Source organism: Vibrio sp. SG41-7, from assembly GCF_014164465.1.
Classification (GTDB): Bacteria; Pseudomonadota; Gammaproteobacteria; order Enterobacterales; family Vibrionaceae; genus Vibrio; species Vibrio splendidus.
The window spans coordinates 1-13966 of sequence record NZ_JACJFF010000058.1 but is presented as its reverse complement, the minus strand read 5'-3'; the positions used below and the strand labels follow the sequence as shown (position 1 = coordinate 13966).

Here is a 13966-nt window from a genome sequence, read left to right as displayed (position 1 = left end):
GTTCTGTATCAAATTAACTTCGGTTTGATACTCGACCTTTAATATCCTGAAAATCACAGTTATAGTAACTCAGGTCATGAGAATTACAGCGGATCGCTGCACTCACAGGTAAATATCGATAGCCACACAAAAAGTAATAAATATTTATCGATAGTGAATATTCAAGCTCTTGGAGAATTGGTAGTACTTTGATGCCTCCCCAGCAACTACAACATTGGTTTACCCAGCTAACAGCAAACAGTCCGTTCTTTTTTGCGGTACTTGACGCCCAACATAACTATTTTATGGTTAATGAGCGTTACTGCGATATTGCTGGTTTGAGTAAAACCGAGCTTGCTGGCATGAATGACCGCCAAACATTAGGTGAGCAATTCTACCAACACCTTAAGCCTTACTATGAGCGTGCATTCAATGGTGAAACGATTGAGGCTGAAGTCACGCTCAACGAAACTGACCTCGATACCAGCCTTCATTTCAGCCTATCTCCGCTGACGAATGGCAACAAAACCGACTACATTGTCTTTCATGCCTTCGACACATCAGAAAACCAAGTACTTGCCCGTTCTTTAGAAGAATCCGAAGCGAAATTCCACAAGCTATCTCACCTACTCCCTGACGGATTACTGTTAGTTGAAAGTGACTACATCTTGTCATCAAACCCAGCAGCAGCACGCTTGCTCGGCTTTAACTCCACCACCGAGTTAATTGGCGAAGAGTTGGGACGATTATTCATCGATGAACAAACCAAAACAGTCTTCAATAATAACCTCAGTTCTATTATTTCTGAGTCTGGTTTGGTTTGCTTAACGGGTGCCCGATGTGGCTTTGAACGTAAGGTTCAACTCAACATCGACTCCACCACTATTCTTGGAAGTAACACTCAATTGGTGCTTATCCAAGATGCACAAGAGACCACAAAGCAGTATACGCCTGCAAACAGTGAAGATGCCTACATCGATGCACTGACCAAGCTCTACAACCGAGTTGGGTTCACCAAACGTCTTGAGCAGTTCATTCAAAACGATACGCCAGTTGTGATGCTCTACTTAGATATTGATAACTTTAAGAATATCAATGATTCACTCGGTCATCACATTGGCGATAAAGTGATTAAAGAGGTCGCTTCACGCCTAAAACGTTTACTGCCTCGTCAGGCCGTTATTGGTCATTTAGGCGGGGATGAGTTTGGTATTATCCTGCCAGAACCTGAACATCAGCGAACGCCTGAAATGCTCGCTGAAAAGATCATTTCCCTGATCAATCAACCCTTCGATCTTCACCACTTTAGTAAGCGCTTAGCCTGCTCGATTGGCAGCGTGAGCTTTCCTCAAGATGGCACAGACGCACGTATCTTGCTGCAAAATGCAGACACCGCAATGTATGAAGCGAAAGATCGTGGACGTAACCGCCTGATCAAGTTCAACGAACAGATGAACAAAGAAGCGCGTATGCGATTGTGGTTGGAGATAGAGCTGCAAAAAGCACTGCAACAGAATGGACTTGAGGTTTGGTATCAACCTAAGGTCAATGCGCGTGACTTCACCATCAACGGTGCAGAAGCGTTAGTGCGCTGGAAGCACCCAGTAGAAGGCTACATCAGCCCTGCCGCATTTATCCCAGTTGCGGAACGAGCTGGCCTTATTGAACAACTTGGCCGAGTAGTGATGCGTGAAGTATTTGCCACGGTTAAGCGCTGGAAGATGCAAGGTATCTTGCCAGGTAGAGTGGCGATCAACTTGTCTCCAGAGCAGTTTGGCAATCCAAAACTAATTGATTACGTTGAAAAGCTACTCCGTTCAACAGAGCTTGATCCTAGTGCTATTACATTTGAGCTGACAGAAAGCGCGGTGATGAGTGATAGTGAACACACACTTCAAATGCTTAACGCTATAAAGAAACTCGGCTTTGCTTTATCTATCGATGATTTTGGTACGGGCTACTCTTCTCTGTCTTATTTGGCTCGCTTCCCAATTGATGAGCTTAAGATTGACCGGGCTTTCATTTCTGATATCGATACGCTACCAAAGCAAATCACTGTGATTGAAAACATCATCAACCTAGGTAAATCTCTCGATTTAACTGTAGTGGCAGAAGGCGTCGAAACCAGTGAACAAGCGACCCTGCTTTCTAACCTCAACTGCAGTTCAATTCAAGGCTTCCACTTCTATCGCCCACAACCGAAACAAGACGTCGAAGAGCTGTTTGCCCAAAATCGTCGCCATAAGAACTAGTACACGATTCAACTATCACCCTGTCAAAAGCCAAACCAAAGCACAAAAGCCTTACTAGTCAGTACCCCAAACGGAGTAAAAGCAGATTTATCCATCTAAACCTGCCTTACATCAATTCCGTCATTCATAATTCTTCATAAAATACTCGCTTCAATTTCATTCTACTGGTAGTGAGCAAATGGAACTCTTATGCCCAGCGGGTAACTTACCTGCTTTGAAAACCGCTATTGATTGCGGTGCGGATGCTGTCTATATCGGATTCAAAGACGATACCAATGCCCGACACTTTGCAGGCCTTAACTTTGCGGGTAAAAAGCTCGATCGTGCTGTGCAGTATGTGCATGACCGCAACAAGAAAATTCACGTTGCCTTAAATACTTTTGCTCACCCAAATGGCTTCGAACGCTGGACAAATGCCGTAGATAACGCCGCAGCACTAGGTGTTGATGCGCTGATCATTGCTGATATCGCAGTGCTTGAGTACGCAGCAAACAAATATCCAGAACTAGAATTGCATCTATCGGTTCAAGCTTCTGCGACCAATGCGGCTGCAATCGACTTCTACCACAAGAACTTCAATGTAAAGCGTGTGGTATTGCCTCGCGTATTGTCGATTCATCAGGTCAAACAGCTTTCTCGTAACATCACCTCTGACGTTGACCTTGAAGTATTCGCTTTTGGTAGCTTGTGCATCATGGCGGAAGGTCGTTGTTACCTCTCTTCATATATGACCGGCGAATCACCCAATACCGTTGGTGCTTGTTCTCCAGCAAAATACGTTCGCTGGCAAGAAACAGAAACAGGTCTAGAGTCACGCTTGAATGAGATTCTTATCGACAAGTACGTAGCTGGCGAAAACGCGGGCTACCCAACGCTGTGTAAAGGCCGCTTTGAAGCAGAAATCGATGGTGAGCGTAAACGCTATCACGCACTTGAAGAGCCAACCAGCCTCAACACACTGTCTATGCTGCCTGAGCTATTTGCTGCCAACGTTGCCTCAGTGAAAATTGAAGGTCGCCAACGTAGCCCGGCTTATGTCGAGCAAGTGACTCGTACTTGGCGCGCAGCTATCGACCGCTACTTAGCGAACCCAGAACAATACCAAGTGGAACAAGCTTGGAATGCGACACTGGCGAATGTATCTGAAGGTACACAAACCACGCTTGGCGCTTATCACCGTAAATGGCAATAGAGCCAAATGGAGAACTCAATGAAATACGCATTAGGCCCTCTTCTTTATTTTTGGCCAAAACAAGACGTTGAAAGCTTCTATGAACAAGCGAAATCAAGCTCTGCTGATATCATCTACCTAGGTGAAGCCGTGTGTTCAAAGCGTCGTGAGATGAAAGCAAAACACTGGATGGATATTGCCAAAGAGCTGTCGGCTTCAGGTAAGCAAGTCGTACTTTCCACCATGGCATTGCTAGAAGCACCAAGCGAAGTCAACATCATGAAGAAGTACATTGATAACGGTGACTTTGCGATTGAAGCCAACGACGTGTCTGCGATTCAATTAGCAAGCGAAAGCAAAGTGCCTTTTGTGGTTGGCCCAGCTGTTAACACCTACAACGCACGTACTCTGAACCTATTCTTAAAACAAGGTATGACGCGTTGGTGTATGCCTGTTGAGCTTTCTCGCGAATGGCTAAGCAACGTAATGACACAGTGCGAAGAGCTTAATATCCGTAATAAGTTCGAAGTAGAAGTATTTAGCCACGGCTACCTACCGCTTGCTTACTCAGCACGATGCTTTACCGCTCGCGCAGAAAACAAAGCCAAAGACGATTGCGAAACCTGCTGCATCAAATACCCTACCGGCCTACAGGTCGATAGCCAAGAAGGCCAGTCAGTCTTTAACCTTAACGGTATTCAAACTCAATCCGGTTACTGCTACAACCTAGTCAATGATCTACCGAGTATGCATGACTTGGTTGATGTGGTTCGCTTAAGCCCATTGGGCATCGATACCTTCTCTGAAATCAATAACTTCAGAGCGAACGAACAAGGTCAAAACCCAAAGACCATTGAAAGCCGCCAATGCAACGGTTATTGGCATCAGCTTGCGGGTTTAGACGTTAAGAACATCTAGTTCTTCGAATTGAACTAGCCAGCAACAGATACAAAAAAGGTCTAGCATTCGCTAGACCTTTTTTTATTTAGCTCAAGAAAAGCGACCTATGCTGTCACTGTTTCTAGCGGCGCATCGTCAAGCTTCTTTACGTCTTTATAGAGCATAATCATAACCACTACGCTTAGCGCGATGTTAGACAGTGGATAGGCAATCCAGATCCCCGGCACACCGTACAATTTAGGCATGATGTACAAGAACGGTAATTGGATAAGCATATTGCCTATCGTCACAAACATCGCCTTACTGCCTTTGTTCACCGCCTGATAGTAAGCACCCGCTACCACCAAGAAGCCATCAAGCGCCAGTGCAAACATGTGCAGTCGGATACCCAACACTGTGTACTCAACTAGCTGAGGTTCATCCGAACTAAACACAGAAACGAATTCACGTGGGAATGCGTTCAGCAGCAATACAAACGCGACACCGATCAGTACTGAACTCACCATCGCAATCTTAAGTAACTTACGAATATTGGCTTGATTACGCGCACCATGGTTGTAACTCACTAATGGCTGCATGCCGTTGGCGATACCTTCCGCTGTGAGATAATAAACCGTCACTATGTAGCCCAAAATAGCGTAAGCACCAATCATCAGCTGGTCGCCATATTGAGAGAACAAGGCATTGTGCAGCGCCACCATCATCGAACCATAAGCGTACATAAAGAAGCTCGAAGTACCAATGGCGAAGATTTCAGGAATCACCGATAACTTCAGTCTCAGTTCATTCCAACGTAAGCGTAAGTTTGCTCGACGTGAGAAAAAGTAAGCCAACCCCAAACCCGTTACCACAAACTGAGCAATTGCGGTTGCCAATGCTGCACCCTTCAACTCCCAACCAAGCTGCGCGATAAATAGGTAATCCAATACAATGTTAATCACCGCACCGACAATCATCAGTATGGTGGCCAAGTTAGGACTGTCATCGTTACGCAGTAAAAACGGCATCGCGATAGAGCCTAAAGTGAAGACACTAGCGCCAATCAGAATATGTAAGTATTGCAGGCCTAGTTCGTACACTCGCCCTTCAGCCCCCTGCCAAAGCAAGAAGTTATCGGCAAACAGAAACAACAATCCAGAAACAATGGGGGTTATCGCCAACAACAATGTTAGACCGGTTGCTAAGATCTGCTTAGCGCCTTTGGTGTCTTTTTCTCCTTGGCGAATCGAGACAAGCGCACCCGTCCCCACGCCCACTAGCATACCAATACCGAGGATCGACCCAATAACAGGCCACGCGACGTTAATGCCCGCAAGTCCATCGGCCCCCACATAACGGCCAATGAAAATACCATCCACCACTTGGTAAAGGCCATTAACTAACATGGCCGCTACCGTAGGAATTGTGTATCGCCAGAATTGACGACTAATTGAGTTACTCATTTCTTACTCTACTTTCTTCAGTGAGTCGCATATCAATGGGATATGACTCGTAAAACTAGTTAACAAGACTAACTAAATATCTAAATTATTTATTTCAAAGCCTTGTTTAATAATAGGTTCAGCTGGTGAGATTCTTGCTCAGACAAGCGACTTTCCAGTACCTGTGCCATGACCTGATAGATTTTACTTTCTTCTTCCAAACCGACTTCAGCCTTTTGGGTCAAAATCACCAGCTTTGATCTCGCATCTTCAAGAGACGCTTTGCGCTCAACTAGACCTTTTCTTTCTAGCCTTTGAACCATAGTCGTCGCAGAAGGTTTTGTCACCTGCATCTCAATAGCGAGGTCTGTTAGTCGAATCGGCTCTAACGATGCTTGAATGACCTTCAAATAATCGTACTCATTGAAGCTCAACTGGCAGATAGGATCTTCATTAACTTGAGTTCGCCATATCTTAGAAGCAAAGCGTTCAATTTTTTCTAGATTTTGGTCCAGCATAGATTTCCAACCACAGAATTTACATTTAGTTAGCAAGGCTAACTATTTTAGTCTTGTTTAAATAAAATGCAATCAAAAACGAGCCCCCCCCCCCTTGTTTATAAAAAGGAGCATAAAAAAGGAGCATAAAAAAACCGCTGACAGGCAGCGGCTTTTCGGAATCAAAATGTATCGCTTACTTAGCGTTAGCTTCTTCTTCGGCCTCAGCCAATTTAACTTGCGCTAAATGCTCGGCTTTAAGCGTAGTGAAGATACGGCTTAACTCTAAGAAAGAGTAGCGGTGTTCTACGTATTCATACACGTTAAAAGAAACCGCTAACTTGTACAAAGAGATCGCATTCGCGTAATCACCATTCATGTGGTGACGCTTAGCAAGGTAGAAGTACGTTTCAGTCAGGCGTTGAGCTAGGAGCGTATTGTCACGAGTCCCCGTAAGGATAGCTTTGAAAGCCTGCTCTTCGGTAATATCGTCAAGCATGATCGCAACTAATACCCAGCCCCACTGTTCGTCACGGCTCTCGTAACGATTTTGAAGATCAAGCTTTGCTTGTTCTGGCGTGAGTTCATGCTGAATGATGTAAAGCCACAGAGCGCGGAACGGATCGCTAGGATCATCGGCGTAGTGCTTCATCATCTCTTCATTGGCTAAGTCATAGCGCTCGCCATAGTAGAGTGCGATAGAGCGATTTCGTTCTGCATATGAGTTTGCAGGATCCAGCTCTAACGTAGAATCAAAAGATTCATAAGCGGCATCAAACTCCCCTACTTGCGTAAAGTAAACACCCAAAAGGTTGAAGATATCAGGTTGAGCGGGGTTCAATGAAAGAGACTGATTGAAATCAAGACGCGCTAAATCGCGCAGGCCAACGCTGTCGTAATAATTACCACGCTCGAACAACATTTTAGATCGAACTTCATCGTTCAAGTCTGGGCGCTGTAATAACTGACTAAGGCGCGCTATTTGCACTTCTTGCTGAACACTTGGTTGAAGCGGCACAGCCATTGGTGGATAAACCCAACGTGAGGTGTTATCTGATGTTGTCGCACAACCAGTTAGTACAAGCAGTAAACACATACTCGCGGTTTGAAACCATTTCACAAATAATTACTCCTGTTATGACCGCAATAAAAAAGGGGAGCGATATGCTCCCCTTTATAACATGCTTTTTTACCAATGGGTTAGAAATCACTAAAAAGCGATAGTCCCATTAATAGGCTGAGAATTACTCAGCAGCAGGTGCTTCGCCTTCAGCTGGCGTTTCAACTGCTTCTTTCATGCTTAGACGTACACGGCCTTGACGGTCAATTTCAAGAACCTTAACAGGAACTTCTTGACCTTCAGTTAGGTAGTCAGACACTTTCTCAACACGCTTGTCAGCGATTTGAGAGATGTGTACTAGACCATCTTTACCCGGAAGGATAGTAACGAATGCACCGAAGTCAGCTAGACGAGCAACTTTACCTTGGTAAATGCGGCCAACTTCAACTTCAGCAGTGATCTCTTCGATACGGCGGATAGCTTCTTTAGCAGCTGCGCCTTCAGTAGCAGCAATCTTGATTGTGCCATCGTCTTCGATTTCGATTGTAGTACCCGTTTCTTCACAAAGAGCACGGATAACTGCGCCGCCTTTACCGATAACATCTTTGATCTTATCAGAGCTGATTTTCATTGTGTGGATACGTGGAGCGAATTCAGAGATATCTTCGCGAGCACCAGAGATAGCTTCATCCATTACAGAAAGGATGTGCTTACGTGCACCTTGCGCTTGGTTAAGTGCAATTTGCATGATCTCTTTAGTGATACCTTCGATCTTGATGTCCATTTGAAGTGCAGTGATACCAGCATTAGTACCTGCTACTTTAAAGTCCATGTCACCTAGGTGATCTTCGTCGCCAAGGATGTCAGAAAGAACAACGAAATCGTCGCCTTCTTTAACAAGACCCATTGCGATACCCGCAACAGAAGCTTTGATTGGCACACCAGCATCCATAAGTGCTAGAGATGTACCACATACAGAAGCCATTGAAGAAGAACCGTTAGATTCTGTGATTTCCGATACAACACGAACTGTGTATGGGAATTCGTCAACAGAAGGCATTACTGCTTGGATACCACGTTTAGCAAGCTTACCGTGACCAATTTCACGACGCTTAGGAGAACCAACGAAACCAGTCTCACCTACACAGTATGGAGGGAAGTTGTAGTGTAGAAGGAAGTTATCTTTCTTCTCACCCATTAGGCTGTCGATGATTTGTGCATCACGTTGTGTACCAAGCGTTGCAGTAACAAGTGCTTGAGTTTCACCACGAGTGAATAGAGAAGAACCGTGTGTACGTGGAAGAACACCAGTACGTACGTCTAGCGCACGAACCATGTCTTTTTCACGGCCATCGATACGTGGGTTGCCAGCAATGATGCGGCTACGTACTACGTTTTTCTCAAGAGAACCAAGCATGCCACGGATTTCGCGCTCATCTAGGTTTTCGTCTTGTGCAATTAGAGCTTCAACAGTGTCGTTCTTGATTGCGCCAACTTGCTCGTAACGAGCCATTTTCTCAGTGATCTGGTACGCGTCAGATAGACGAGTTTCAGCTTGCTCAGCAACTTTAGCTTTAAGCTCAGTGTTAACTGCTGGCGCTTCCCAGTTCCAAGATGGAGTTGCAACTTCAGCTGCAAATTCGTTGATCGCTTTGATTACAACTTGTTGTTGGTCGTGACCGTAAACAACAGCTGAAAGCATTTCTTCTTCAGATAGGTTATCTGCTTCAGATTCAACCATTAGTACTGCGCCTTCTGTACCAGACACAACTAGGTCTAGTTTAGAGTTTTCAAGCTCAGTATTTGATGGGTTAAGAACAAGTTCGCCGTCGATGTGACCAACACGTGCAGCACCGATAGGACCATTGAATGGTGCACCAGAGATAGCAAGCGCAGCAGACGTTGCGATCATAGTGATCATGTCTGGGTTTACGTCAGGGTTGATAGAAACAACCGTAGCGATAACTTGAACTTCGTTTTTAAACGCACTTGGGAAAAGTGGACGAATTGGACGGTCAATCAGACGAGCTGTTAGCGTTTCGCCTTCAGAAGGACGACCTTCACGCTTGAAGAAACCACCAGGGATTTTACCCGCAGCGTATGTACGCTCTTGGTAGTTAACTGTTAGAGGGAAGAAATCTTGGCCTGCAACAGCTTCTTTCTTAGCAACAACAGAAACGAATACTGATGTATCGTCCATAGTCGCCATTACAGCAGCAGTAGCTTGACGTGCCATTACGCCCGTTTCTAGAGTAACGGTGTGGTTACCGTACTGGAACGATTTTACAACTGGTTTTTCAAACATTGTATATCCTTAGCTCTAAAGTCATGACTTTAGATTAAGTGAAGATTGACTCAAGATATTACCAATCGCGACTAGTGAAAAGAGACTTGGGAATGATGCTTCTTTGTATGAGTTCATACGCCGAATTAAGACCAAATCCGCCTTTGAATAGTCGCGACCTATTGGCCGACATCTGTGACTGTAACGTCTTGAGAGGTTGATTGCCCAGCGTTGAAAACGCATAGGCGGGCGTAGTATAAACTATTTTTATTAGGAGAGATATTTCCTATCAGAAAAAGCCAGATGATATTCTGTGCATCCGGCCAAACATTTTCTTACAGGCACCAAAAAAGGAGCATAAATGCTCCTTTTCTTCAAACTGTCTTTGCAGACATCGCTATTAGCGACGTAGGCCTAGACGCTTGATTAGATCTTGGTAACGAGTAAGGTTTTTGCCTTTCAAGTAATCAAGAAGCTTACGACGGCTAGAAACCATACGTAATAGACCACGACGGCTGTGGTGATCGTGTTTGTGCGCTTTGAAGTGACCTTGTAGGTGGTTGATAGAAGCAGTAAGTAGTGCTACTTGTACTTCTGGTGAACCTGTGTCGCCTTCAGATTGTGCGTATTCTGCAACGATTGCTGCTTTAGTTTCTGCATTCAGAGACATAAATCTCTCCTGATAAGAGTAAGTTTATATTTGTAGCAGCCAATCTCTGATTCAGCCGCTACGCGAGCCGAGGATTATAGGGAAGTTTACGAGTTGGTGCAATAACAATCGAACTCATGAAAAACGAAAAAAGCGAACCATTAAAATTAAGGGCTCGCTTTCTGTATTATTGATTCGCTTTTCCAGGCTAAGCGCCAATACCTAATTAGGTTTCAGCGTTACGCTTGTGGCTCTTCATCTCTGAAAACAACCAAACGCTTAGGTGCAACTCGGCCATCTTCAGCAATTTGAGCAACGCCAACAAACAGCTTCTCTTCACCGCTTGTCATACGAACGGTACCTTCAGCAGGAGCGCCTGCGACTTGAACGGGCATACCGTGCTGAACAAGATCAGTCAGTTCCGCATTCAAGTTAACTTCAGGTAAGTCTTCTACAGCGGTGTCCATTGGCATTAACAATGGATCAAGCAACTCTTTAGGAGCAATTTCTTGCGCTTGTGCTTGCTCTAGAATTTCGTTCAGCTGTTCCAAGGTAACCATGCGTTCATACGGGTACTTTGCAACACCAGTACGACGAAGCATTGTCACGTGAGCACCACAACCTAGCATTTCACCAAGATCGTCGGTAATTGTGCGGATGTAAGTACCTTTAGAACAATGCACTTCCATCTCAACTTCATCACCTTCAAAGCGAAGTAGCTCAATAGAATACACAGTGATCTTGCGAGACTCACGAGGCACTTCGATACCTGCACGTGCATATTCATACAAAGGCTTACCTTGATACTTCAATGCTGAGAACATTGATGGAATCTGGTCGGTTTCACCTTTGAAGCTTGCAATGCAGCGTTCAAGTTGCTCTTGAGTCACGTTGATTTCACGCGTTTCAACCACTTCACCATCAGAATCTGAGGTGTTGGTACGCTCACCAAGCTTCGCGACAACAACGTAGCGCTTATCAGAATCTAGAAGAAACTGAGAGAACTTCGTTGCTTCACCAAGACAAATTGGCAGCATGCCAGTCGCAAGAGGATCCAGAGCACCGGTGTGCCCTGCCTTCTCTGCAAAGTAAATACGCTTTACTTTTTGCAGTGCATCATTAGATGAAATGCCTGTTGGCTTATCTAACAGAATTACCCCATTTATAGGGCGACCTTTACGACGGCGAGCCATTACTCTTCATCCTTAGACTGAGTTTCGTCAGTGCGGCCAGATTCTTCTTGCTTACGCTTGTCATCGTTCAGTACTTCACTTACTAGGTTAGACATACGCATGCCTTCTACCAATGTGTTGTCGTAAGTAAAACGAACTTCAGGTGTTAGACGGTGACGAATACGCTTGCCAAGAGCCATACGAACTGGCACTTCATGCTCTTTAAGAGCAGCAAGACATGATTCAGGTGTTTGCTCACCGATACATAGGAAAGTCACGAACACTTTTGCGTATGCAAGGTCACGAGACACTTCTACATCTGAAATAGTTACCATACCAATGCGTGAGTCACGAACTTCACGTTGGAGGATAAGTGCGAGCTCTTTTTGAAGCTGCTGAGACACACGTTGTGTGCGGCTAAATTCTTTTGACATTTTCTTTTCTCACTTAGAAAGATGGGGGGCTTGGTAATTACCAGCCCCCCATGGTGTATTCAACAACCGATTACTTAGTACCTTTACAGGTAATGTTAGTAACCTTAGTCAATATGTCGAGTCGTACTGACTGATTAGTCTAGAGTACGTTTAACTTCAACAATTTCGAATACTTCGATCTGGTCACCAACGCGAACGTCGTTGTAGTTCTTAACGCCGATACCACACTCGTAACCATTTTTAACTTCTTGAACGTCATCTTTAAAGCGACGAAGTGACTCTAGTTCACCTTCGTAGATAACAACGTTTTCGCGAAGTACGCGGATTGGGCTGCTACGCTTAATCGTACCTTCAGTAACGATACAACCAGCGATTGCACCAAGTTTAGGCGACTTAAATACGTCACGAACTTGAGCAAGACCAATGATCTCTTGACGGAATTCAGGAGCAAGCATACCGCCCATCGCCTGTTTCACTTCGTCGATCAGTTGGTAAATGATTGAGTAGTAACGTAGATCTAGGTTTTCATTCTGAACAGTACCACGCGCAGTTGCGTCAGCACGAACGTTGAAACCAAGGATGATAGCGTTAGAAGCAGCTGCAAGAGTTGCATCAGTTTCCGTAATACCACCAACACCAGAACCTACGATGTTAACTTTAACTTCGTCAGTTGACAGTTTCAGTAGAGAGTCAGCAATTGCTTCTACAGAACCTTGAACGTCAGCTTTAAGTACAACGTTAAGTTCAGCAACTTCACCAGCCGTCATGTTCGCGAACATGTTCTCTAGTTTCGCTTTTTGTTGGCGAGCTAGTTTAACATCACGGAATTTACCTTGACGGTAGTTCGCAACTTCACGCGCTTTACGCTCATCACGTACAACCGTTGCTTCATCACCTGAAGCAGGAACGCCAGAAAGACCTAGAATTTCTACAGGGATAGATGGACCTGCAGTTTCGATGTCTTTACCGTTTTCATCGCGCATTGCACGAACACGGCCGTACTCTTGACCACAAAGAACGATATCGCCTTTGTTAAGAGTACCAGACTGTACTAGTACTGTTGCAACTGGACCGCGACCTTTATCAAGACGAGATTCAACAACAACACCAGATGCCATGCCTTCTTTAACCGCTGTAAGCTCAAGAACTTCAGACTGAAGAAGGATAGCTTCTAGAAGACCATCGATGTTTGTACCCTGTTTTGCAGAGATGTGAACGAAGATGTTCTCACCGCCCCACTCTTCAGGGATAACGTCGTATTGAGCTAGCTCATTCTTAACGTTGTCTGGGTTTGCACCCTCTTTGTCGATCTTGTTCACAGCAACAATCAGAGGAACGCCTGCCGCTTTCGCGTGCTGGATTGCTTCGATTGTTTGTGGCATTACGCCATCATCAGCGGCAACAACAAGTACAACGATATCTGTCGCTTGAGCACCACGAGCACGCATAGCGGTAAACGCCGCGTGTCCAGGAGTATCAAGGAACGTGATCATGCCGTTGTCAGTATCTACGTGGTAAGCACCAATGTGCTGTGTGATACCGCCAGCTTCGCCAGACGCAACGTGTGCTTTACGAATGTAATCAAGTGTAGAAGTTTTACCGTGGTCAACGTGACCCATGATAGTAACAACAGGAGCACGACCTTCTGCGACAGCATCGCTATCACGGTCAGCTAGCACTGCTTCTTCTAGTTCGTTTTCTTTACGTAGGATAACCTTGTGACCCATTTCTTCAGCAACAAGTTGTGCTGTTTCTTGGTCGATCACTTGGTTGATAGTCGCCATAGCGCCCATCTTCATCATTACTTTGATAACTTCAGTTGCTTTAACTGACATTTTGCTAGCCAGTTCAGAAACAACGATAGTTTCGCCAATAGCAACATCAGATTTAGCAACAGTTGCTGACTTATCGAAGCCTTGCTGCATTGAAGTTGGTTTAGCAAGCTTACCTTTACCGCCACGACCACGTTGGTTACGACCACCACGGTTGTTGCCAGGTTGAGCTGCTGGAGCAGGTTTCTTCTTGCGACGACGAGGAGCTTTCTCATCTTTTTTATCAGCCGCATCTTCTGCTTCACGAGCATAAGTAGAAGTAGTCACATGGTAATCCGCAGATTTCTCTTGCTCTTTCTTCTTCTTCTCTTCTTC

11 protein-coding genes are annotated in these 13966 nt (G+C 45.0%); 3 read left to right on the top strand and 8 right to left on the bottom strand.

Annotated features, from left to right (window positions below; translation table 11 throughout):
- Nucleotides 1-191 precede the first annotated feature (191 nt).
- The 3 genes from H5300_RS15620 (at nucleotide 192) to H5300_RS15610 (ending at nucleotide 4320) form a co-directional block, all read left to right on the top strand.
- Nucleotides 192-2231 carry a bifunctional diguanylate cyclase/phosphodiesterase gene (locus H5300_RS15620; RefSeq protein WP_017084241.1) on the top strand — a complete coding sequence of 680 codons (2040 nt, stop codon included), beginning with the start codon at nucleotides 192-194 and terminating at the stop codon, nucleotides 2229-2231.
- A 178-nt stretch (nucleotides 2232-2409) separates the two neighbouring features.
- Nucleotides 2410-3423 (top strand): peptidase U32 family protein, encoded by a 1014-nt coding sequence (locus tag H5300_RS15615; protein ID WP_004734487.1) that lies wholly within the window; start codon nucleotides 2410-2412, stop codon nucleotides 3421-3423.
- An 18-nt stretch (nucleotides 3424-3441) separates the two neighbouring features.
- Nucleotides 3442-4320 (top strand): U32 family peptidase, encoded by an 879-nt coding sequence (locus H5300_RS15610; RefSeq protein ID WP_004734488.1) that lies wholly within the window; start codon nucleotides 3442-3444, stop codon nucleotides 4318-4320.
- Nucleotides 4321-4406: 86 nt separating this feature from the next.
- Here H5300_RS15610 and H5300_RS15605 read toward each other — a convergent pair whose 3' ends face one another.
- The 8 genes from H5300_RS15605 to infB all read right to left on the bottom strand — a co-directional run.
- Nucleotides 4407-5744: an MATE family efflux transporter gene (locus tag H5300_RS15605; protein ID WP_017092486.1), complete on the bottom strand. Its 1338-nt coding sequence runs from the start codon at nucleotides 5742-5744 to the stop codon at nucleotides 4407-4409.
- An 89-nt stretch (nucleotides 5745-5833) separates the two neighbouring features.
- Nucleotides 5834-6241, bottom strand: coding sequence for a MarR family winged helix-turn-helix transcriptional regulator (locus tag H5300_RS15600; protein ID WP_017090142.1), 408 nt, complete (start codon nucleotides 6239-6241; stop codon nucleotides 5834-5836).
- Nucleotides 6242-6416: 175 nt separating this feature from the next.
- Nucleotides 6417-7340: a lipoprotein NlpI gene (gene nlpI / locus H5300_RS15595; protein ID WP_182796367.1), complete on the bottom strand. Its 924-nt coding sequence runs from the start codon at nucleotides 7338-7340 to the stop codon at nucleotides 6417-6419.
- Nucleotides 7341-7464: 124 nt separating this feature from the next.
- On the bottom strand, nucleotides 7465-9585 hold the full coding sequence (pnp, locus tag H5300_RS15590) for a polyribonucleotide nucleotidyltransferase (protein ID WP_009847538.1): 2121 nt from the start codon (nucleotides 9583-9585) through the stop codon (nucleotides 7465-7467).
- A 379-nt stretch (nucleotides 9586-9964) separates the two neighbouring features.
- Nucleotides 9965-10234 carry a 30S ribosomal protein S15 gene (rpsO, locus tag H5300_RS15585; protein ID WP_004734493.1) on the bottom strand — a complete coding sequence of 90 codons (270 nt, stop codon included), beginning with the start codon at nucleotides 10232-10234 and terminating at the stop codon, nucleotides 9965-9967.
- A 218-nt stretch (nucleotides 10235-10452) separates the two neighbouring features.
- Nucleotides 10453-11406 carry a tRNA pseudouridine(55) synthase TruB gene (gene truB / locus H5300_RS15580; RefSeq protein WP_004734494.1) on the bottom strand — a complete coding sequence of 318 codons (954 nt, stop codon included), beginning with the start codon at nucleotides 11404-11406 and terminating at the stop codon, nucleotides 10453-10455.
- Nucleotides 11406-11819, bottom strand: coding sequence for a 30S ribosome-binding factor RbfA (gene rbfA / locus H5300_RS15575; protein WP_004734495.1), 414 nt, complete (start codon nucleotides 11817-11819; stop codon nucleotides 11406-11408). Before rbfA ends, truB begins: the two co-directional genes overlap by 1 nt.
- A 134-nt stretch (nucleotides 11820-11953) precedes the next feature.
- The coding region (gene infB, locus H5300_RS15570) for a translation initiation factor IF-2 (protein ID WP_182796366.1) at nucleotides 11954-13966 on the bottom strand (2013 nt) is incomplete at its 5' end.